Genomic DNA, 22484 nt, shown 5'->3' on the forward strand with positions numbered 1-22484 from the left:
GTGCACCAACCGGAGAATCACAGGTATTGTTTCTCCTCGACGAGCCTGCCCTGCTCGTCCCACATGTACCAGCTGCCGGTTTTATTGCCATTCAGGTAATTCATCTCATAGCGAAGGGTTCCGTTATCGTCCCAGATGAACCACTTGCCATGCTTCAGGTCGTTGGCATAATTGGCTTCGCCGGTTTTTTTACCGTCGGCGTTAAAAGTAACCCAGGTGCCGTGTTTTTTTCCATTGCTCCAGGCCCTGAGTTCGATAAGCATGCCGGCTTCGTTGTAATACCGCGAAACCCCGTCCTCCAGACCCATGACGAAATTGCGCACCGACTCGGTTTGTCCGTTGGCATGCCTGGTAATGTATTCACCCGTATAGAGTTGACCGTTAAGATAAAACCCATCAGCACCCCTGACAAGTTCCTGTGCCGGCAACTGCATCACCGAATGAAACAGCATGATGAAGGTTATCAGCACCGGATGGTACCATCGCCAGGATTGACTGTGATTATTCGTGATCTTCCTCATTGCACTTAACTTTGAATCTAATTATCAATACCTTACATCAGCATAAAGTCAAATCGCGCTGCTTTGCCGACAGCTTCTTTTAAACCTAACAAATTTAGCACATCAGTCCTGATTTTTTGCGATTTTGTCGTGTCGTCGTGAAAACTTAACACAAAAAAATATCTCCTTTGCTTGAAGGGCAAAAAAAACTCCCGGCGGTGTCCGCCGGGAGTCTGTCGTAAATCTTCAATGTTTTATTTGGCCTGGAGCTTCACTTGCAACACATCCTTTGCTGCCGCAGGTTTAAGGTTTTTCAACTGCACCTCTTCGTAGGATATGTATTTGACCTTGAGGTTGAGTGCATCGTTTGCATCAACGGAAAGGCTGAACCTGCCTTCGAAATCGGTGAAGGTTTTCATGGTTGTGCCTTCCACCTCTACTTGTGCACCAGCCAGGGCCTCGCCCGAGCGGCTATCGGTCACAATGCCGCTCAGCGTAACTGTTTTGGCCGGAGCAAGCGGATGAGAAGGTGCATCAGCAAGAAGTTTTCCTCCAAAACTGAACATCAGGGCGACTATTGTAATGAGTACACTTTTCATGGTTATTTTATTTTCTTGACAAAAGTATGCCGGATCGGAGCTGTGTGTTGTTAACCTGGCCTTAAGATTAGTTTAGCGAATTGTTAAGCCAACATTAAGCAGGTAAGCACTATGCCACCAGGTGGAGTTTGTTTCAATAAAGTGTTGAAGGGTGCAAAAAAACCTGATTTTTTAGTTACTTTTAAACCCTCGTGCCGGATTGGCCGTTTTCAGAAATTCAGAAATCAAAACACCGGAATTTTGTACACTTTAAGGTCAAAGCTCGACGTTGGTTCGGAAGAATTCAGGCAAAACAAGGCAGCTTATCAGGAGCTGATGGCCACCTATTACGAGCGAATGCGTCGTGTGGCTGCCGGCAGCAGTCAGTCTGCCGTGGCCCGTCATAAAGAGCGCGGAAAACTGCTGGTTCGCGAGCGCATCAACATGCTGATCGACCCGGGCACTCCCTTTCTGGAGCTATCGCCACTGGCGGCCTTCGGCCTGTATAAGGACGAATTTCCGTCGGCAGGCATTGTCACCGGCATAGGGTTGATTCAGGGGCGCGAAGCCATGATAATTGCCAACGATGCCACCGCCAAAGGGGGCACCTACATGCAGTACACCATCAAAAAGCACCTTCGTGCCCAGGAAATTGCGATGGAGAACAACCTGCCGTGCGTTTACATAGTCGATTCAGGCGGGGCTTTTCTGCCTGAGCAGGACACGGTTTTCCCCGACCGTGACCACTTTGGCAGGTTTTTTTACAATCAGGCACGCATGTCGGCCATGGGCATACCTCAAATAGCCATCGTGATGGGCTCGTGCACTGCCGGGGGCGCCTATGTGCCGGCCATGAGCGACGAAACCATTATCGTACGCAACCAGGGCACCATTTTTTTGGGTGGCCCGCCCCTGGTCAAGGCGGCCACCGGAGAGGAAGTGACCGCCGAAGAGCTTGGCGGAGCCGAAGTACACACCTCGATATCAGGTGTGGCCGACCATCTGGCCGAAAACGAACCACATGCCCTTGCCATTTGCCGGCATATTTTCGAGACCCTCGAAAAACCCCGGAAACAGACCATCGACATCATCAGCCCCGAAGACCCTCTATACGATCCCGAAGAGCTCTATGGCATTGCTCCCATCGATTTGCGAAGGGTGGTCGATCCGCGCGAAATCATCATGCGCATGGTGGATGGCAGTCGTTTTCAGGAGTTTAAGGCCAAATATGCCACCACAGTGGTCACCGGATTTGCCTACATCATGGGCATGCCTGTGGGCATTGTGGCCAATTTTGGGGTGCTCTTCAGCGAATCGGCGCTGAAAGTCACACACTTTATCGAGCTTTGTTCGATGCGCAACATTCCGCTGGTTTTTTTACAAAACATCACCGGCTTTATGGTTGGCCGTGAATTCGAACGCGGGGGCATAGCCAAAGACGGAGCCAAAATGGTGCACGCCGTGTCGAATACCAATGTGCCTAAGTTTACTGTGATCTTTGGCGGAAGTTTCGGAGCTGGAAACTACGGCATGGCAGGCCGGGCATTCGGACCGAGGCTGCTGTTTATGTGGCCAAATGCCAAAATTTCAGTTATGGGAGGCGAGCAGGCCGCCAACGTGCTGGTCACCGTAAAAAAAGACCAATACCGTGAAAAGGGTCTGCAGATGCCTCCGGAAGAAGAGGAGCAGATGCGCCGCACCATACTCGAAAAATACGAAAGGGAAGGTTCGGCTTATTACAGCACCGCTAGGCTGTGGGACGACGGCATCATCGACCCGGTACAAACCCGTCAGGTGCTGGCCATGGGCATTGCCACTTCGCTGAACAAACCTTTTGACCCACCACAATTTGGCGTTTTCAGAATGTAACCTACGCAAACCGCCGCCACATGCATACCATCAAGTTATACGAAAAGGGCGCTGTTTCCACCGTATGGCTCAACCGGCCCGACAAACACAACGCCATCAATCCGGTCATGATGAAAGAACTCACAGAGGCCTTTGATCAGCTGAGCCGGTTGGCTTCCGTTCGGGTGATCATCCTGCGAGGTCTGGGCCGGTCGTTTTGTGCAGGTGCCGACCTGGCTTATATGCAGCAAATGGCCAGCTACCGCGCTGAGGATAACGAGCGCGATGCGATGGTTCTTGCCAAACTTTTCGAACGCATCTACACCTGCCCGAAACCGGTGATAGCCCTGCTTCACGGTGCGGTGTACGGCGGTGCCAACGGTCTGGCTGCTGCCAGCGACATTGTGCTTGCCGATATTGACACCCGTTTTGCATTTTCCGAAGTCAAGCTGGGCATCACACCGGCTACCATCTCTCCTTATGTGATCGGACGTTGTGGCGAAGCTGCCGCGCGCGACCTCATGCTGACCGGCAGGGTGTTCGACGCACAGGAGGCCAAAGAGTTCAGGCTTGTAAATCAGATATTTACCTCCGAGACAGTAAATCAGGTCCTCGACATGTACACCGGCAACCTGCTGCACGCCGCACCCGGCGCCCTGGCCGAATGTAAACAACTGATCAACGACATCGCCCGCAGGAATATACCTGAAACCGAAGTATTGCCCGACACGGCCCGCCGTATTGCCCGCCAGCGGGCATCGGAGGAAGGGCAGGAAGGGCTGAAGGCATTCCTGGAAAAAAGAAACCCCAACTGGTTGATTGATATCGAATGAGCAGCATTTTATTCCGTAAGGTACTGATCGCCAACCGCGGTGAGATTGCCCTCAGAATCATGCGCACACTCCGGCGCATGGGCATTGCTTCGGTGGCTGTTTTTCACGAACTCGACCGTGAGGCTCCGTTTGTGCGCCGGGCCGACGAATCTTATCTGCTGGGCGATGGCACGCTGGCAGAAACCTACCTCAACCTGGAAAAAATTCTCGACCTGGCTCAGACCTGTGGAGCTGATGCCATCCATCCCGGCTATGGATTCCTGTCGGAAAATCCGGCCTTTCCCGAAGCCTGCGCTGCCAGAGGGATAACGTTCATCGGTCCTGATGCACAGGCGGTCAGGTTGATGGGCAACAAAATAGAAGCGCGCAGGCTGGCCATCGAAAACGGACTGCCCGTGACCAAAGGATATACCGGGACTGCGGAAGAACTGCTTTCGAAAGCCGAACTTCTGCCGTATCCGGTGCTCGTAAAGGCTGCAGCCGGAGGCGGCGGAAAAGGTATGCGGATTGTTGTCAACCAGAGCCAGCTCGAAGATGTGCTGGTAGCCACATCGCGCGAAGCGGCAGCCTATTTTGGGGACGGAACGGTGTATGTGGAGCAATATGTTTCGGAACCGAGGCATGTGGAGATTCAAATTCTGGCAGACCACCATGGCCATGTGGTGCACCTGTTCGAAAGGGAGTGCTCTATCCAGCGGCGCTACCAGAAAATCATCGAAGAATCGCCCTCGCCCGGCCTGAATGCCCAAACACGCAAGGCCATGGGCGAAGCTGCAGTAGCCCTTTGCCGCGCCATAGGCTACCGCAATGCCGGCACCATCGAATTTCTGCTCGACAACAACCAGCAGTTCTATTTCCTCGAGATGAATACCCGGATTCAGGTGGAACACCCTGTAACAGAACTTGTTACAGGTATTGACCTGGTGGAAGAGCAATTGCATATCGCCGGCGGTAAGCCCCTGAGGTTTACGCAAAACGACCTCCGCCAGCAGGGCCATGCCATCGAATGCCGCATCTATGCCGAAGACCCTGAGCAAAATTTCATGCCATCGCCCGGCAGGATAGTGGCTTATGAAGCTCCGGCCGGAGATGGTATTCGTGTGGACAGCGCCATCGAAGGGCCGGCAAACATTTCGAGCATGTTCGATCCGATGATCAGCAAACTGATAGTTTGGGCACCCGATCGCAAGCTGGCCATCGCAAAAACCACACACAGCCTGAAGAACTTTTTCATCGCCGGCATCAGCACAAACATTCCATTTTTGCTGACCATGCTTGGGGAGGATGATTTTCAGCAGAACAGTATCAGCACCGCCTACACCGACCGCAACCTTGCCCGTTTGGCTGAAAAAATGGCCGACGCGCGTCAGCAATCGGACATTGTACCAGCCCTGGCAGCCGGCCTATGCATTTTCCTCTTTTCGCCTGCCGATGGCAACACCCTCTGGCATCGGATTGGCTACTGGCGGTTGCTGCCCGAAATCAGGCTGACACACAACGGCCTCACCCACAAAGCTTACCTCCTTAAACGAAACTCGCAATCGCTTGATATTGAATTGGATGGAAACAGGATGCGGATTGGGCAGATTGCCCTGGATGCAGATGCGGTGAGCTTCGAAATACAGGACCGGCACTACCGCTGTCCTTATTTTCGTCAGGAGCAGAATTCCGTTTTGATCCAATGCGAGGGTTGGCAACACGAGCTTGTCTTTGCTGACATGCTGCCCCCGTCGGTTGATCATGGAGCTGAACTGGAGACATCTGGAGGGCAAGGTTACGTTTCGCCCATGCCTGGTAAGGTGATAAGCATCAACGTGAAGGAAGGTGAGACGGTGAACCGCGGCACCGTGATGATTGTTATAGAAGCCATGAAGATGGAAAACAATATTGTGTCCACAGGCCCGGCCACTGTTAAGAAAATCTTCGTGAAAGTTGGTGATATGGTTGATACCAAAACACAACTTGTTGATATTGAAGAAACAACATAATCCCTTTGTGCAATGAATTTTGATCTTAGCGAAGAACATCAGCTGATCAGGCAAACGGTACGCGACTTTGCCGAGCGCGAGATACGTCCGGTGGCACAGGAACTTGACGAGAAAGAGCAGTTTTCTGTTGAGCTTACCCGCCGCATGGGCGAGCTGGGCTTGTTTGGCATGAACCTGCCTCCGGAATATGGCGGGCAGGGGCTGGATACGCTATCCTATATCATTGCAGTTGAGGAACTTGCACGTGTTGATGGATCTCAGGCAGCAACCCTTGCCGCCCACAACTCGCTGGGAATCGGACCATTGTATTACTATGGTACCGAAGTACAAAAACAGAAATATCTTCCGCAATTGTGCACCGGACAAGCCCTGTGGAGCTTCGGGCTTACCGAACCCGAAGCCGGAAGCGACTCGCGCGGATCGAAGACCACCGCTGTGCTTGATGGCGACACCTGGGTGATCAACGGATCGAAGATATTTATCACCAACGGTTCGTCGGAAATCAATATCGGATGCACCGTGCAGGCAGTTTCGGGTGTGGATGCGCAGGGCAAAAAGATCTTCTCTACCATCCTGGTCGAAAAAGACACACCGGGATTCACCCGCCAGACCATGCACAATAAGATGATGTGGCGGGCAAGCGACACATCGCAGCTTTTTTTCGACAACGTCAGGGTGCCCAAAGAAAACCTGCTGGGCGAAATAGGCCAGGGTTCGAAAATCATGCTGGCAACCCTCGATGCCGGGCGACTCAGCATTGCAGCCATGGGATTGGGTGCAGCCCAGGGTGCTTACGAGATGGCACTCGCCTATGCCAAAGAGCGCAAACAGTTTGGCCAGCCCATATCACGTTTTCAGGCCATTGCATTCAAGCTGGCCGATATGGCATTGAAAATTGAACTCGCACGCAACCTGCTTTACAAAGCCTGCTGGCTGAAAGACCAGGGCCGCCCCTTTGGAATGGAGGCGGCCATGGCCAAGCTGTATTGCAGCGAAATAGCCAAAGAAGTGACCGATGAAGCCATCCAGATTCATGGCGGCTATGGACTGATGAAAGACTACCAGGTGGAGCGTTTCTACCGCGACCAACGCCTGCTTCAGATTGGCGAAGGCACATCTGAAATACAGCGCCTGGTCATCTCGCGCCACATCGGCTGCTAACCAATTGATTTAAAGCATTTTTGCTTAGTGGGGTTCATTACCCTTCTGGCAACAGGCAGGCAGGCGATCGTGCGCCTTCTTGTCGGCCGGCATCTCATCGGCATCATAGCCGATCTTTGTGATGGCTTTCTTCAAACCTTCCTTGCTGTTGCGCCCTTTGCGGTACTCGATCGTGATGATCTTGGTTTCATTGTCCAGGCTTACAGCACGTACCCCCCTTTCAAGAGCCAGATTTTTTTCGAGCCGCTCCTTGCACATCCCACAAACCGCGGAGGTCTGGATGCTTACTGTTTCAAATTTTGATTCCTTTTGAGCAGCCTGCTGGGCACTGAGCGGTAAATGCAATGCTGCAAGACAAACCAAGGCAATTGCCAAAACTTTGATTTTCATTGTTTTATGTTTTTAATGTGATTTTTTATTCCAAAGTATATCTCAAACCTGCGTAGATTTTTGTTCCCATGAGCGGTCCCCAGATGACTGAGGCATCAAAGGCCGGGTCGAAGGGGTCGGAAGACGAGAGGATCGGATGATGCTGTTTGTAGTTGGTAAGGTTTTCGCCACCCAGATAGAAGCTCCACTTCCGGAAATTGCGCGTAAGCTGGCTGTTTGCGGTGAAGAATACCGGCGAGCGGGGATTTCCAAGGTCAGGATCAGGTTGAACAGCCCAGCGCGGCAAAACCGAGGGACCATTCAGCAATCCTGTGAGGTCGAACTGCCAGCGCGCATTGGGTTTATAGGAAAAACTCAACAGTCCCTTGTATTTGCTCAACAGAGGTTTTTCCTGCAGTCCCGACAGGTACTCCACCTTAACGTCGTTTAGGCGGAAAGCTGCTGTGGCATTGAGGGTGGGCAAAATATCGTAGTTAGCCTCAAGCTGAAAGCTGTTCGAGAACGAACGGCCATCGAGCTGATACACCTGCACCTTGTCGGAAGCGCTGAGCCTGTCCACCACAAGCTGGTTGACAAAGCTGGTGCGGTATGCATCCAGGTTGATCACCATTTCGCGGCCTGCAATGTGCACATACTGGCTGATGTTGAAGCCAAAGTTCCAGGCTTGTTCAAGCATACCGGATTGCTCAGGGGTCATGCCGATGAAGACAAAAGGTTTGTACGAAGCCATCAGCGAAAGGTTTTCGGCCAGCAGCCTCGGGCGGCGATAGCCTTTACCGGCCGAGAGGCGAAGGATGGTATGTTCGCTTGCATTGTAACGCAGGTGAAGTCGGGGGGTTACAAAAATTCCATGCGCAGCCTCATGGTCGGCCCGTATGCCTGCGATGAGATTGAGCCGCGCCCCGTCGCTGTAGGTATATTGATAGAAAACACCTGGTGTGATATGGCGTTGGTTCTCTGATCCGGCTTCGCTGCTTCCGCTAAGTTGATCGTACATGAGGCTAAAACCGGTGGTGTAGTTGTGGCGGGTGTCGCGAATGAACGATTGGAAGAGTGCATTGAGGTAATACGATTTTTCCTCGGCATGGTAGAAGCGTGGACCAAAGTCGGCATGCAGGCGGTGCCAGGTGAGCTGCTGCTGTATGCCAAGGCTTGTGGAGGGCCGGTGAAAAATGAATCCGGTTTTCAGGAAACTCTCCAGACGGTCGTTATTGATGCCAATGCCATAAATTCCGGGTTGAACCGTGGCGGGCATGCTGTGATTAAAGGCTTCCTGACCTCCTTTTCTGGTTTCTGAGATGGCACGCACGCCAAACTGAAATTCAAAATGTTCGGCACGATAATCCCATCGGTTGAACAGGTTAATCTGCGTGTAAAGAGGCTCATCCAGAAAACCGTCGTGGTTGCCATCGTGGCTGCGTCCGTTGTGGCTCAGGTGTCCGAGCATCATGGTGCTGAGCCTGTCGGTAACCTTAAACTTAAAGTTGGTGTTTAATTCGGAGCGTCCCGTGTGGTCCTGAAACAGGTTGAGGAAAAAACGCTCGCTATCGTGGGGCTTTTTGTATTCCACATTAATCTGCCCGGTGATGCTCTCGAATCCGTTGAGCACCGAGGAGGTACCTTTCGATACCTGAATGCTCTCCATCCAGCTTCCGGGAACGTAGAGCAGTCCGAAACTGCTGGCAAGACCCCGCATGCCGGGCACGTTTTCGCTCATCATCTGGGTGTAGATGCCAGCCAGCCCGAGCATCTCGATCTGTTTGGCCCCGGTCACGGCGTCGGAGTAGTTGACATTGACACTGGCGCTTGTTTCGAAACTCTCGGAAAGATTGCAGCAAGCTGCCCGCTGCAATTCACCACTGGTTATTTTGACGGTGTTGGTGGTGCTCATACGCGAAACAAATTGGGTCTGTGCCCGGCCGGTAACTTCTACCTCGCTCAGCTCGAGCGCATTGCGCATGATATGTTTGACCCGATCACCCGCTTTTACCTTCAACGTATCGTTAGTGTAACCTACAAAGCTAAAAACCAGATGCTGTGCACGGGGTATGGGTTTAATGCTAAAAAAACCCTTTGAATCAGTTATGGTACCCGTTTGCGAACCAGCCCAATACACATTCACCCCGGGCAGAGGCAGAGTATCATTGGCCGATACTTCCAGCACATACCCTTTAACCTCCTGCGCAATGACCAAGGTGGGAAACATTGCGCACGTCAATAAAATAAATATTGATAAATTTCTGAATTTAAACATATTAACCCTGATTTAATGAGAAACAATAAACCTTTCACTCACTGGGAGCGCGGTTCAGGCTAAGTCAGGGTCGAGACGAAGTTGATGATAAAAAAGAAACTTTTGCACAACACCCACCAAAGGTGGCCCTCCTGGTGGGCTTGCATCTTTGGTTTGAACATCCGCGTTGCTGAATAGCTCTATCGCATTATGCTTCCATGAAACAAATTGCAGGACGTTGATCTGCAGCTGCTTGTGCTGAACCAAACCCTCATCCGGTGCCAGGCGTATCGTCTTATCCACGCAGCAGACTGCCTTGAGTGTAGTCAAACCATCTTCCGGAGGTGCCAACGGAGCGTAGCACTTGCTTTCGGGGCCGCAGCTTTCGTGCTGATCAATCTGGCAGCAAGCCTCTCCAACTTCATGCTGACAGGAAGCTTTTAGAAACGAAATGCCAAAAGTGCGCTCATTACTGGTATAACAAATGTGTGCGCTCATGCCAACAACAGTGTAGGTTGCCATAGTGATGGCAGCTACGAAAACCATAAGTGTTCTGTTGCGGCGAAAAATATCCATGGTGCAAAAATATCATTTCACATAATATAGACAACTACCTTTCTGGCAATGCTCACAAGAGCCAAACAAACGGTTGAAAACTCTTGTTCATGCATCAGCGTAATCGATTGCGCCGGAGGCAAAAAAGCTTATTTTTGGGCAATCAAACTCATTTTTATGGAATATCAGGTGCTCAGGCACATTTTTGAAGCCGGCATTTTGCACGTGACCATTTCCCGGCCCAATGCACTCAATGCCCTGAATACCCGATTCTTCGACGAGATGGAACACCTGCTCAACAACGAGGGCAGCCGTGAAGAAGTGCGGGTTATGGTAATCACAGGCGAAGGCAAGGCCTTTGTGGCAGGGGCCGACATTGCCGAAATGGTACATATGAACCCCTCGGAAGGCGAGGCATTTGGCAGCAGGGGTCAGATGGTTTTTGCCATGCTGGAACAAAAGCCATATCCCGTGATTGCCGCCATCAATGGTTTTGCACTGGGAGGCGGTCTGGAACTGGCTATGGCCTGCGATTTCAGGATAGCCTCCGACAAAGCTAAATTCGGACAACCCGAAGTCAATCTCGGCCTCACCCCCGGTTACGCTGGCACACAAAGGTTGCCCAGGCTCATCGGTCTGGCCGATGCCCTCCTGCTGCTCACCACAGGCGAGATGATTGACGCCACAGAAGCGCTCCGCCTGCGGCTGGTGCAGAAGGTTGTTCCACACGAACAACTGAAGGATGAGGTCGATCGCATAGCCCGTTTGATTGTCACCAAAGGACCAAAGGCGGTTGAAAAAGTCAAATTGCTTGCGCGCAAAGGATTGGAACTAGGAATGGTAGCCGGATCAAAGCTTGAGGCACAGCACTTTGGCTCTTTGTTTGGCGAGGGATCGCAAGGCCGGGAAGGAATGACGGCTTTTCTGGAAAAACGCAAACCCGTCTGGCCGAAATAAACCGAAACACCAAAAAAACAACATAAATCAATGATGACCTACGACGAACGCCTTCAAAAGGTGGCTGTGCTCGGAGCTGCCGGAAAAATGGGCAGTGGCATTGTGTTGCTTACCGCACTCGAAATGGCCGACCTGAGCCTGAAACCCGAAAACAAAGGCAAAACTTTTGTGCTTAATGCCATTGACCTGAGTGATGAGGCATTGGCCGGACTGGTCGAATACATTCGTGCACAAACAGTTAAAGTGGCCGAGAAGAAAACCGTTGCCCTCCGTCAGGCCTATGCCGACCGTGCCGAGCTGATCGAAAACGGCGAAATCATCGAGCAATACGTGCGCGATGTGCTCCGCATCGTCCGCCCGACCACCGCCATCGAAGCCGCTTACCAGTCCTCCCTCATCTTCGAAGCCGTAAGCGAAAACCAGTCGCTCAAAGTGAAGCTGCTCAGCCAGATTGAGCAGCACAACCCACACAAACCCTGGTATTTCACCAATACCTCCAGCGTGCCTATCCACCTGATCGAGCAAGGCGCAGGTTTGGACGGAAGGGTGCTCGGGTTCCACTTCTATAACCCTCCTGCGGTGCAAAAACTTGTGGAGCTCATCACTACCGGCCACACCCTGCCCGAAGTGAAACAATTTGCCCTCGATTTTGCCAAAGCACTCCGCAAAGTGGTCGTGCCCAGCAACGACTTTGCCGGCTTCATCGGCAATGGTCATTTCATGCGCGATGCCCTGTTTGGCATCAACAGTGCCTTGCAACTGGCCAACGAAATGCCACTGCCCCAGGCAATTTATATTGTCAACAAAATTAGTCAGGACTACCTGGTGCGACCGATGGGAATTTTTCAACTCATTGATTATGTGGGTATTGACGTGGTCCAGTTTATTATGCAGGTGATGAACCCATTTCTTCCCGACGAAGACCTGCATTCCGACCTGCTCGACCGGATGTTGCAGCTTGGGGTGAAAGGAGGACAATATTCGAACGGCTCGCAAAAAGACGGATTCCTGAAGTACGACAAAGGCGCCATCGCGGCTGTGTTCGATCCGGATGCGCAGACATATGTGCCCGTCGAAAACTTTGCCGAAGCCGCAGCCGAATGGATAGGTCCGATGCCCGAAGGTTTTGTTCCGTGGAAAAATGCCATCCGGCTGGCCGACAAGGAAGCCCATTTCAGGAAATGGTTCGATGCGCTCAAAGCCTTGGGGGCCAGAGGTGCACGGCTTGCAGTGAGTTATGGAAGAAATTCGGACGCCACTGGTCGCAAGCTCGTTTCCGACGGTGTTGCCCTCAACACCGACGATGTCAACACAGTGATGCTCACCGGATTCTTCCATGCGTACGGACCTGTGAATGAATACTTTAACCAATAGACAAAAACAATGAGGCGAAAAATATATCTGGCCGCCGGAGCCAATACCATTTCGATGGGTACCGGCCGAAAGGAGTTTAATCCAAAGAAAGATCGTCCCGGCCTGGAGTATTACATCAGGGAAGCCGGACAGGCAGTTATTGCACAACTATCTGATCCGGAGGCTATTGACGAAACAGTGATCGGCAACTTTATGTCGGCGCGGTTCAACAGGCAGGCACATTTAGGTGGTTTTGCGGCCACCATTCATCCCTGCCTGGAATTCAAGCCATCGCACAGCGTGGAAGGCGCCTGCGCGTCGGGAGGTCTGGCCCTGATGGCCGGCATCCGATCGGTGCTGGCCGAAACTGCCGAAGCCGTGCTTGCCATAGGTGTAGAAGTCCAGAATACCGTCAAAGCCATTTACGGAGCCGATATTCTGGCCGGTGCCGGATGGTTTCAGAAACGCAAACAAGGGCACGCGTATTTTTTCCCGGGACAGTTTTCCGACAGAGCCGGAGTTTATTACACACGCTATGGCTTCGATTATGCCCGGGCAGGCATGCGTCAGTGGTATGTGAATGCCATCGAAAATGCCCGCCTCGACCCCACAGCGCAGGAATATCACAACACCACACCAGACCTCGGTGCAGTTTACGACAGCATGAAACCCAACGGGAAAAACTTTGTTGACCATCTGAACGTGCTCGACTGCTCCAAGGTGAGCGACGGGGCTTCGGGGATCATCATCGCATCGGAAGAAGGTTTGAAGCGACTGGGCATTGCCCGCGAAGATGCTGTGGAACTTGTGGCTTTTGCCCAACTGACCCGCAACATCACCAACGATCCGGAGGATCCGGCTGTGCTTTCCACCATTGGTCGCACGGCAGCCCTGGCGCTGCAAAAAGCGGGTATTGGCACCGGACAACTCGGCACCATCGAAACCCACGACTGTTTCAGCATTGCCGGTATTTTGGCTGTAGAAGCCCTCGGTTTTGCCAAAGCAGGTCAGGGTGCGGCATTTGTGGCCGATGGGCACACTTCACGCACCGGCCAGATTCCGATGAATACCACCGGAGGTTTGATTGGCTGGGGACATCCCACCGGCGCCACTGGCGTGCACCAGGCCGTAACCATCTGGCAGCAACTCAGCGGCAAGGCAGGCCAGGCCCAACTGAAACTTTCGCCCGAAAAATCCTACGGAATGACCATCAATATGGGCGGTGACGACGTAACTGTTGTATCTTTGGTTTGCAGACCTGTTTGAGTCACAAACCAGAATAAATATCAAATGCCCATGAAAAAGTTTGCAGTAGTGCTTGCCGGCTGCGGCGTTTACGACGGTGCTGAAATTCACGAAGCAACCCTTGCCCTGCTGGCTATCAAAACACAGGGGTGCGACTATCAGTGCTTTGCACCCGACATTCCGCAACATCACGTGATCAACCACCTGAGCGGTGAAGAAATGCCCGAACAGCGCAATGTGCTGGTGGAAGCAGCCCGAATTGCAAGAGGCAACATCAAACCTTTGAGCGAATTCAAGGCTGATGAGTTTGACGTATTGCTTTTCCCCGGCGGATTTGGAGCGGCAAAAAATCTTTCTACCGTCGCCTTCGACGGCCCGAATGCCCGCGTCAATCCCGAAGTGGAAGCGGCCATCAAAACCATGCATCAGCTTGGCAAGCCTATCGGAGCCATGTGTATCTCCCCGGTTTTCGTTGCCAAAGTGCTTCAAAATGTGAAAGTTACCATCGGACAGGACGAAGGTACGGTTGCAGCCATTCAGGCCATAGGTGCCGAGCATGTGGCCACCAGCCACGGGGAAGTGGTGGTTGACAAAGAAAACAAGGTCTTCACTACCCCATGCTACATGCTCGATGCCAGCATAGCCGATATCTGGCAGGGAGCGCAAAATCTGGTAAAATCCATCCTGGAATTTTAGTAAACAAGTTGTTAAAAATTAACAGCCAGGATTCCTCTCCTGGCTTTTATGTTTTCAAACCGTCTAATTTTGGCAGGTTTACAAATAACAAAAACCCATGAACAAACACCTGGTAATCCTCCTGACGGGTTTGATGTTCACCAAATTTCTGCCGGCACAGACCACTGCAACAAATTTCAGTGTCAAAGATTGCGCCGGCTTGCAATACACTTTGTTCGATGAGCTGAATGCCGGCAAAGTGGTGGTACTCACCTGGACCATGCCCTGCGGTTCGTGTGTTTTGCCACTCAAAACTACATACAATGTGGTGCAAAGTTTTCAGAACTCACATCCGGGCATGGTGCAAATGATATTGGCCGACGATTATGCCAACACCTCCTGTTCATCTATTGATCTTTGGGCCAACAGCAACGGCTTGACCAATACCCGGCGTTTCTCGAACCCGGCCATCCGTATGCTCGACTATGGTTCGAACGGTATGCCCAAGGTGGTAGTGGTGGGCGGGCCGGATAAAACGGTATTCTACAATGCCAACGACGCCGTGGATCATGTGGCGCTTCAGTCAGCCATCCAGCAAGCCATTTCTGTTGTTACCGCTCTTGACCCACCTCAGCCTGTCATGGGCATAAGAATTAGTTATCAGGCTGTTAATCATTCTATTGAGATTACCGGACTTCCCGCTATGGATTCGGATATCGTGCTGGAGATCGTTTCGTTGCAAGGCCGGATGGTGTATCGCGGGCAGTTAGCACGAATACATGGCCACAGCGCAAGCTTTAAGCTGCCTGGCCTGCCGCCGGCGATTTATGTGGCCAGGGTGAAATATGACGGACAAAACCAGCAAACAAAATTTGTTGTCGAATGACGGGTAAAAAGCTGCTTTTCATTTGGTTGGTTGCCACAACTTTTTTTTACCACAATGAGCTCAATGCCCAGTGCTGCGGTGTTGGTGGAGGCAATCCCATGGCCGGCGATGCCTCCCGTGGTGTGCTTAAGCAGGGGCAAACCGAGCTGGCCCTGTATTACCAACTCTCGCGTTCGGATAAGTTCCTGACCGGCACTGCCACCGACACGGGATTTATGAAACAGTTTTCATCCGATTACCTCTATACCCGGCTGGCTTATGGCTTTTCGGAACGCGTCACCCTTGGCATGGAACTGGGCTACTGGATAGATAAAAAACAACTCGGTTTCCGGGATTGGGATACGTATAGTTCGGGCGGCCTGGGCGATCTGATTCTTTACCCGCGTTTTAACCTGATCAAACCCTCGGCAGCCAATCGCCTGAATGAGCTCACCCTTGGGCTCGGATTCAAAATCCCTTTGGGTACCTTCAACGATTCCATTGGTTTTTATGAACCTTTCTCAGGTGAAACTTTTTACAGCACCATGCCGCCGGCTGTGCAGGCAAGCACAGGAGCCAACGACCTGCTTTTCAACTTATTCTGGAGCGCACCACTCAGGGCAGAGGGCCTCCGACTGACCGCAAATACCACCTTTATCCTGAAAGGCTGGAATCCGTTGGGCGAAAAAATGGGCAACTACTTCAGTTCCGGCATTTTTGGAAGTGGAAAGCTCGGAAAAACCCTGTTTGGTGCGGTTCAGGTCCGGTATGAATGGATAGGCCGCATGAAACTCAACCCTGACGTACGCATGCTAAGCTTCCCCAATTACGACCCGGAGGCAACAGGCAGCCAAAAACTATTTCTCGCGCCGCAACTAAGCTATTCACCTCTTGATTACCTGACATGCCTTTTGCAGGCAGAGTACCCGATTTACCAAAAAGTGAACAAAACACAGCTTGCTTCCGAACACCAATGGGTGATTGGTTTGGCTTTCAGGCACATGAAGAAAGAAAAAGGTGTTATCAACCCGGCAAAAAAAATCGGAGAATAAAAAAAGCCGACAAATGCCGGCCTTTTGTATTTGCAGTTTTAAACCTATCCAAGCCAGGCGTTGAGCATCCATATAGTTTTTTCCTGCTCACGAATGTAGTCGCTCATCAGGGCGTTGGTACCTTCGTCTCCGGCATCGGCCGAAAGCTCGAGCAACTCGCGCTCCAGTAAGATGATTTTTCCAAATGAATCAACCAGCGAGGCTACCGCAGTGCGGCCATCGCTCACATTTTTCACTTCCTTGATCACGCTCACCTCGTTGTAGGTGCTGTAAGCATGCGCAGGAGTATATCCAAGCGTGAGGATACGCTCGGCAGTTTCATCAATTTTCACCTGAAGATCGTTGTAGATTTCTTCGAACTTGAGGTGCAGCTCGAAAAATTTCTCCCCACGTATGTTCCAGTGGAATCCTCGCACATTCATATAAAATACAGAGAACCCTGCCAGCAGATTGTTCAGCTTTGCAGCAAGCTGGGCCGATTTTTCCACATCCAGCCCGATGTGTGATAAACGCTTCATATTTTCCATGATTTGATTGGCTTCTAAAGTTAGCTAAACCGGATGCGGATTTGTTTCCACATCCGGTTTTCGGTTGTGATTATCAACCTATCGGTTTCTTCGCCAGATAGAAGTCCACCATTTCGTAGTCCGACTTGAGACGTTCTTCCATTTCATCTATGGTTTTCGGTGGTGGTACGATGGCTTTCTCACCGGGCTGCCAGTTGAGCGGAAGTGCAACTTTATATTTATCCGCCGCCTGCAGCGCAAGCAATGCACGCATGATCTCGTCCATATTGCGACCCACATTGAGCGGATAATACATGATCAGCCTGATCTTGCCGTTGGGGTCGATGAAAAAGACAGCCCGCACTGCTGCTGTTTCGCTTTCGCCGGGTTGAAGCATGCCATAAAGTTTGGACACCTTCATGTCGATGTCGGCAATGATGGGAAACTTCATCAGGATGCCCATCTTTTCGCGCACATTGTTCACCCAGGCCATGTGGGAGTGGATGCTGTCGATGCTCAGTCCGATCAGCTTTGTGTTCAGTTTGGTGAATTCGTCTTCGCGCAAGGCAAAACCAGTCATCTCGGTGGTGCATACCGGTGTAAAGTCGGCCGGATGCGAGAAGAGAATCACCCAGCTGTCCTTGATAAATTCCGAAAAACGAATCATGCCCTGGGTAGTCATGGCGGTAAAGTCGGGAGCCATGTCGCCAATGCGAGGCATAGTGAAAACCTGTTGTTCTTGCATAGTTTTAAGATTTTATTATGTTAATTATTTGTTAATGCGACAAAGATACCCCATCTGTTGATATATGTCAATTCAATTATTGTTAACTTTTAATAAATAAAATCTATTTTTGCAAAAAAACTCACGTATGGTAACACTTGTACAGCTGGAATATGTGTTGGCTGTCGACACGTTCAGGCATTTTGCCAGGGCAGCCGAGCACTGCAATGTGACACAGCCCACCCTGAGCATGCAGATCAAGAAGCTGGAGGATGATCTGCAAATCCGGATTTTCGATCGCCAGAAGCAGCCTGTGGTGCCTACCGATCATGGTACGGAGTTCATCGAGCAGGCACGCAAGGTAATGGCTGAGGCCGGCCGGCTTACCGAGTTGGTCGAAGCATTCAAAGGCAGACTGGGTGGTCAGCTGAGGCTTGGAATCATCCCAACCCTTGGGCCATACCTGCTACCGCTTTTTGCCGGCAACTTTAAGAAGCAATACCCTAACATTCAGCTGTTTGTAGAGGAGTTGGTGACTGAGGAGCTAGCAGCAAGGCTCAAAAGCGACCAGCTTGATGCAGGAATTTTCGTGACGCCTTATGGCGACAAAGGCATTGTGGAGGAACCTTTGTTTTATGAAGAAATGCTGGTGTATGCGCACCAGGATCATCCCTTGCTCATGCAGGACAATATCCGACCTACCGATATGGCCATGCCAGATTTGTGGCTGCTGAGCGACGGACATTGCTTCCGCAATCAGGTGATCAACCTGTGTGCCCTTCCACCCGGCAGCCGGCAGGAACTGCCATTTCAGCTAGAAGGCGGCACGCTCGAAACCCTGATGCGCATCATCAGGCGCGAAGGGGGGTATACACTCATCCCGGAACTTGCGGCCAATGATGCCGCCATATGGCAATCGAAAAACATTAAACGATTTAGCGGCACAAAACCACTGCGTGAAGTAAGCCTCTGCTATTCACGTCATTACGTAAAGGAACGCCTGCTTCGGGTGCTCGCCGAAGAGATAAAAAGATCGGTGCCTGCAGTAATGCTCGACAAGCAAAGGGGAGAAATTGTGGGCTGGAGATAACTATAGCGCCGCTTTATTGCTTTTTGCCCGAGCGTTCCACAACCAGCCCGACCGAAGCAATACCTGCCATATTGAACTTGGTCATTTTGTTCTCGATCCGTACCCTGGTCACGCCTGCTTCTGGAAAGCGCATCCCGAGGTTCACAGGGAATTCATTGTAAAAGAATTCACCCTGTTTCTGCCCGAGCCACTGCAGATCGGCATCCTGCAACCTGAACTCATAATCGCGCGATCGCATGCCGCCATTCGGAAAGTAAAATGTGATATTCATGGCAATATGATCGGAAGGGTAGATGTCGTTGTGCACAAAACGCACCTTAACATCATAGAGGTTTTCGGCATCTTCCACCGGTAGATCGAGCTCGATGATGTTGAAACGGTTCCAGATGAGATCGTCAAACCTGACATCCTGATCAAAAACAATACGGCCAGTGCAGGCACCCAATAGCAACAGAAGAAGAAAACCAATCGTTCTATTGAACACTTTCATGCTGCAAAATTAAGCAAAGCCGGCAAAACTGCCGAATCGCTTCACCTGCACCCTCATTGCTACGATGATAAGATATTGCAACTGATCGGTTCACTTTATCATCTGCTTGTGAAAACTGGTATGGAAAAAGGTTTAAATTTGCGCGTTAACTCCGCCACCCCGTAGGAAATCAACCAAAAATGAAAATTCACATAAGCAATTTCAGGCTGACGGTGCTGATTCTGGCCGCTGCGGCTATGTTTTCCTGCGTTCCCCAACGCAAAATGCTTTACCTTCAGCAAGAATCCAACAAGGCTGCCCAAACACATTTCGAAAACGAAAGGGCACTATCCTATCTTGTTCAACCCGGCGACAACCTTATCATCCGGGTAGTGAGTCTCGACGACCGGATGACCGCCCTGTTCAACCCCATGGACCGCACGCAAAACGCCGGCATGACTGACCAGACAGTGTTCCTAAATAGCTACACGGTGGATGAGCGCGGTCAGATTGATTTCCCGCTAGCCGGAAAAATCACCGTTCAAAACCTGACCACCGAGCAAATCAAAGAACGCATCAAAGAGGTGCTCGACCAATACCTCAAAGAAACCGTCATTATTGTAAAACTGGTCAACTTTAACCTTACCGTGCTTGGAGAGGTGCGGCGCCCCGGCCAATACAAAGTGTATCAGACCGAGATCAATGTGTTTGAAGCCATCGCCATGTCGGGCGACCTGACTGAGTTTGCCGACCGCAGCGAAGTGATGATCGTACGTCAGACCAAGAAAGGTTCCGAGATCATCACCGTGAATCTCGAAAAGGCCGACATCCTGGCTTCCGATTATTACTACCTCAAGCCCAACGACATCATCTACGTCAGACCACTCAAGATCAAACAGTTTGGTTTTGCAACCTTCCCTTACAGCCTGATTTTCACCACCATATCTACCGCTTTGCTTCTGATCAATTTCTTCAGTAAATAATCTGCCCCGTGGAAAACTTTCAGCCCTACCAACAGGAGGAATCAATCGACCTGAAGGCTCTATTCTTCAAGTTTGCCCGATTCTGGCACCTTTTTGTCATCTCAGTATTCATCGCCCTCTTGCTGGCCTTCCTTTTTAACAAGTACACCAAGCCGGTTTACGAAGTAAAATCTACGGTGCTTGTTAAAGACCAGAAAGGCGGCAAACTCGATCCCACCGCCCTGCTGGGATTAGGCTTAGGCACCCAGCAAAACGTGCAGAACGAAATCGGCATCCTGATGTCGTACAGCCTTGGCAGCCGTACCATCAAAAGCCTGGATTTTGAGGTGTCGTATTTCAGGGAAGAAGGCTTCATCAACCAGGAACTCTACAAAAATTCGCCCTTTGAAGTCATTATCGACCGGGAAGTCCCTCAATCTGTCAGCCTTACCTATATCATTACCTTTGTGGATGCCAACACATTCACGCTGGAGGCCGAGGGCGAAAACATCACGCTCTATGATTACAAAACAGGGCAGCCCACAGGTAAAAAGAATGATAAAGTCCGATGGTCGGGCATGGGCACCTATGGTGAATGGGTGGACAATGGCTTCAACAGGTTCAAAGTCATCCTCAACGAACGATTCAATTTCGACGAAGCGCGCAAAGGCACCTACAGCTTTGTGCTCAACGACTACCATTCGCTGCTGAACCTGCTCAGAGGCTATAAAATTGAAACAATAAACCGGGAGGCCAGCATTCTTGAGATTTCGCTCCGCGGCAACAACAAAGACAAGATTGCCGACTTTCTGAACCGTCTGACGGAAACCTACGTGCGCCGGGGACTGGAAAGCAAAAACCAAATAGCCGAAAGCACCATTCTGTTCATCGACCAGCAACTGGTGGACATTCAGGATTCGCTTCAGCTTGCCGAGATTGCCCTGCAGGAATTCCAGACACGCAACGAACTGCTCAATCTCGATTTTCAGTCGCAAAAAGTCTATGACTACCTGAAAGAGCTCGACAAGCAAAAAGCTGAAATGATTGTCAAGAACAAGTACTACCGCAGCATGCAGAAGTACATTCAGGAAAACATTGACAATCTGGACAGGCTGGTTGCCCCCAGTGCCATGGGTATCGAAGACCCCTTGCTTAACAGGTTGGTTCAGGAGCTGGTTAATCTGTCGTCACAAAAAGCCGAACAGTTGCTCACAAGCACCGAAAAACACCCCCTGGTTGTGAGTCTCGACGCTCAGATAGCCAACACCAAGCGCACCTTGCTCGAAAACATCAACAACATCATCCGCAATTCCGACCTGGCCATCAACGACATCAACCGCCGCATCGCGGATCTCGAATTGCAGATTAACAAACTGCCAGTGACGCAGCGCCTTTTGCTTGGTTACCAGCGCAAATTCCAGCTCAACGATGCCATTTACACCTTCCTGATGCAGAAAAGGGCCGATGCACAGATCACCAAAGCCAGCAATGTGCCCGACAATGAAGTGATTGACAAGGCCGACCCACAGCTGGCTTCCATGGTATTTCCGAAAAAAAGCCTTAACTACACCATTGCCCTGCTGATTGGGCTGCTCATCCCTATTGCTTATGTGCTCGGACGCGATTACTTCGACGACAAAATCCACGAGCGCCGCGATATCGAGAAAATCACCAGGCTTCCCATCATCGGGCAGGTGCTGCACAGCAATAAAGAAACCCAGCTCGTGGTCATCGAATCCCCGAAATCGTCCATTTCCGAGTCGTTCAGGTCGGTGCGAACCAATATTGACTACCTGACCCAGAATGCCGAGAAGTGTGTGATCCTGGTCACAGCCGACATGGTTAATGCCGGTAAAACATTCATCTCGATCAACCTGGCCAGCATTTATGCGCTTTATGGCAAAAAAACCATACTCCTGGGTTTCGACCTGCGCAAACCCAAGATCTATCAGGACTTCGGCCTGACCAACACCCTGGGTATAAGCGATTATCTGAGTAAAAAGTCGAGCCTTGACGAGGTGATCCAAAATTCGGGCAAAAGCGAAAACTTCGATATCATCATGGCCGGTAAGGTGCCGCCAAATCCTGCCGAACTCATCGCTTCGCCACGCTGCGCCGAACTATTCGACGAACTACGCAAGCGCTACGACTATGTCATCATCGACACCCCTCCCATCGGTCTGGTTACCGACGCATTTCTTCTGATGAAATACACCGATGTGAATACATTCGTCATCCGGCAGGGTTATACCCACAAGCAAATTTTCGAGACCATTATCAAGGACATCGAAGAACGCAAGATACCCATGAGTCTTTTGGTGAACGACATTAAAGTCGGCGGAACGTATGGTTATGGATATGGTTACGGTTATGGCTATGGGTACGGATATGGCTATGGGTACGGATACGGATATGGCTATGGATATGGCTACTATACCGACGAAAGCAAGGAAAAGAAACCCGGATTCTTCAAACGGCTGCTCAACAAAATCTGATTAAT

21 protein-coding genes are annotated in these 22484 nt (G+C 51.0%); 13 read left to right on the forward strand and 8 right to left on the reverse strand.

The annotated features are described in order from the left end of the window. Positions 1-17: 17 nt before the first annotated feature. Together IPM52_08720 and IPM52_08725 are read right to left on the reverse strand one after the other, a co-directional pair. On the reverse strand, positions 18-521 hold the full coding sequence (locus IPM52_08720) for a toxin-antitoxin system YwqK family antitoxin (GenBank protein ID MBK9291692.1): 504 nt from the start codon (positions 519-521) through the stop codon (positions 18-20). Positions 522-754: 233 nt separating this feature from the next. After that, positions 755-1099, reverse strand: a complete 345-nt coding sequence (locus IPM52_08725; protein MBK9291693.1) for a carboxypeptidase-like regulatory domain-containing protein — start codon at positions 1097-1099, stop codon at positions 755-757. A 315-nt stretch (positions 1100-1414) separates the two neighbouring features. On the opposite strand from IPM52_08725, the gene IPM52_08730 reads away from it, so the two are divergent. The 4 genes from IPM52_08730 to IPM52_08745 are packed head-to-tail and all read left to right on the forward strand — an operon-like array spanning position 1415 to position 6908. Continuing rightward, entirely contained in the window at positions 1415-2947 is a 1533-nt protein-coding gene (locus IPM52_08730) for a methylcrotonoyl-CoA carboxylase (GenBank protein MBK9291694.1), read from the forward strand. 20 nt (positions 2948-2967) lie between these two features. Continuing rightward, complete coding sequence (locus IPM52_08735; GenBank protein ID MBK9291695.1) at positions 2968-3759, forward strand: enoyl-CoA hydratase/isomerase family protein; 792 nt, start codon at positions 2968-2970, stop codon at positions 3757-3759. Continuing rightward, the gene (locus IPM52_08740) at positions 3756-5747 is read left to right on the forward strand and encodes an acetyl-CoA carboxylase biotin carboxylase subunit (GenBank protein MBK9291696.1); all 1992 of its coding nucleotides are present in this window, start codon (positions 3756-3758) and stop codon (positions 5745-5747) included. Before IPM52_08735 ends, IPM52_08740 begins: the two co-directional genes overlap by 4 nt. Before the next feature lie 12 nt (positions 5748-5759). Then, positions 5760-6908 (forward strand): acyl-CoA dehydrogenase family protein, encoded by a 1149-nt coding sequence (locus tag IPM52_08745; GenBank protein ID MBK9291697.1) that lies wholly within the window; start codon positions 5760-5762, stop codon positions 6906-6908. A gap of 24 nt (positions 6909-6932) precedes the next feature. On the opposite strand, the gene IPM52_08750 is transcribed toward IPM52_08745, so the two are convergent. From IPM52_08750 to IPM52_08760, 3 genes are all read right to left on the reverse strand, one after another. Further along, positions 6933-7298 carry a cation transporter gene (locus IPM52_08750; GenBank protein ID MBK9291698.1) on the reverse strand — a complete coding sequence of 122 codons (366 nt, stop codon included), beginning with the start codon at positions 7296-7298 and terminating at the stop codon, positions 6933-6935. A 25-nt stretch (positions 7299-7323) separates the two neighbouring features. Next, positions 7324-9504, reverse strand: coding sequence for a TonB-dependent receptor (locus IPM52_08755; GenBank protein ID MBK9291699.1), 2181 nt, complete (start codon positions 9502-9504; stop codon positions 7324-7326). Positions 9505-9606: 102 nt separating this feature from the next. Further along, complete coding sequence (locus tag IPM52_08760; GenBank protein MBK9291700.1) at positions 9607-10107, reverse strand: hypothetical protein; 501 nt, start codon at positions 10105-10107, stop codon at positions 9607-9609. A 156-nt stretch (positions 10108-10263) separates the two neighbouring features. Here IPM52_08760 and IPM52_08765 point away from each other — a divergent pair, with 156 nt between their 5' ends. The 6 genes from IPM52_08765 (at position 10264) to IPM52_08790 (ending at position 16233) form a co-directional block, all read left to right on the forward strand. Next, positions 10264-11043, forward strand: a complete 780-nt coding sequence (locus tag IPM52_08765) for an enoyl-CoA hydratase/isomerase family protein (GenBank protein MBK9291701.1) — start codon at positions 10264-10266, stop codon at positions 11041-11043. A 30-nt stretch (positions 11044-11073) separates the two neighbouring features. Beyond that, positions 11074-12417: a 3-hydroxyacyl-CoA dehydrogenase family protein gene (locus IPM52_08770; GenBank protein MBK9291702.1), complete on the forward strand. Its 1344-nt coding sequence runs from the start codon at positions 11074-11076 to the stop codon at positions 12415-12417. A gap of 9 nt (positions 12418-12426) precedes the next feature. Beyond that, positions 12427-13662 carry a 3-ketoacyl-CoA thiolase gene (locus tag IPM52_08775; protein MBK9291703.1) on the forward strand — a complete coding sequence of 412 codons (1236 nt, stop codon included), beginning with the start codon at positions 12427-12429 and terminating at the stop codon, positions 13660-13662. Between the two features lie 24 nt (positions 13663-13686). Continuing rightward, complete coding sequence (gene elbB, locus IPM52_08780; protein MBK9291704.1) at positions 13687-14337, forward strand: isoprenoid biosynthesis glyoxalase ElbB; 651 nt, start codon at positions 13687-13689, stop codon at positions 14335-14337. A 97-nt stretch (positions 14338-14434) separates the two neighbouring features. Next, entirely contained in the window at positions 14435-15202 is a 768-nt protein-coding gene (locus tag IPM52_08785; protein ID MBK9291705.1) for a T9SS type A sorting domain-containing protein, read from the forward strand. Then, positions 15199-16233, forward strand: a complete 1035-nt coding sequence (locus tag IPM52_08790; GenBank protein ID MBK9291706.1) for a hypothetical protein — start codon at positions 15199-15201, stop codon at positions 16231-16233. The genes IPM52_08785 and IPM52_08790 overlap by 4 nt, the downstream gene beginning before the upstream one ends. A 44-nt stretch (positions 16234-16277) precedes the next feature. Here IPM52_08790 and IPM52_08795 read toward each other — a convergent pair whose 3' ends face one another. Together IPM52_08795 and IPM52_08800 are read right to left on the reverse strand one after the other, a co-directional pair. Further along, positions 16278-16751: a DNA starvation/stationary phase protection protein gene (locus IPM52_08795; GenBank protein MBK9291707.1), complete on the reverse strand. Its 474-nt coding sequence runs from the start codon at positions 16749-16751 to the stop codon at positions 16278-16280. Positions 16752-16833: 82 nt separating this feature from the next. After that, entirely contained in the window at positions 16834-17460 is a 627-nt protein-coding gene (locus tag IPM52_08800; GenBank protein ID MBK9291708.1) for a peroxiredoxin, read from the reverse strand. A 151-nt stretch (positions 17461-17611) separates the two neighbouring features. Here IPM52_08800 and IPM52_08805 point away from each other — a divergent pair, with 151 nt between their 5' ends. After that, complete coding sequence (locus IPM52_08805; GenBank protein ID MBK9291709.1) at positions 17612-18553, forward strand: hydrogen peroxide-inducible genes activator; 942 nt, start codon at positions 17612-17614, stop codon at positions 18551-18553. Positions 18554-18566: 13 nt separating this feature from the next. Here IPM52_08805 and IPM52_08810 read toward each other — a convergent pair whose 3' ends face one another. Then, positions 18567-19043: a hypothetical protein gene (locus IPM52_08810; protein MBK9291710.1), complete on the reverse strand. Its 477-nt coding sequence runs from the start codon at positions 19041-19043 to the stop codon at positions 18567-18569. Positions 19044-19222: 179 nt separating this feature from the next. Between IPM52_08810 and IPM52_08815 the strand changes: the two genes are divergently transcribed. Together IPM52_08815 and IPM52_08820 are read left to right on the forward strand one after the other, a co-directional pair. Beyond that, positions 19223-20005, forward strand: coding sequence for a polysaccharide biosynthesis/export family protein (locus tag IPM52_08815; protein ID MBK9291711.1), 783 nt, complete (start codon positions 19223-19225; stop codon positions 20003-20005). Positions 20006-20013: 8 nt separating this feature from the next. Next, positions 20014-22479 carry a polysaccharide biosynthesis tyrosine autokinase gene (locus tag IPM52_08820; GenBank protein MBK9291712.1) on the forward strand — a complete coding sequence of 822 codons (2466 nt, stop codon included), beginning with the start codon at positions 20014-20016 and terminating at the stop codon, positions 22477-22479. Positions 22480-22484: the final 5 nt, after the last annotated feature.

It is taken from the genome of Bacteroidota bacterium (genome assembly GCA_016715945.1).
Classification (GTDB): domain Bacteria; phylum Bacteroidota; class Bacteroidia; order Bacteroidales; family F082; genus JALNZU01.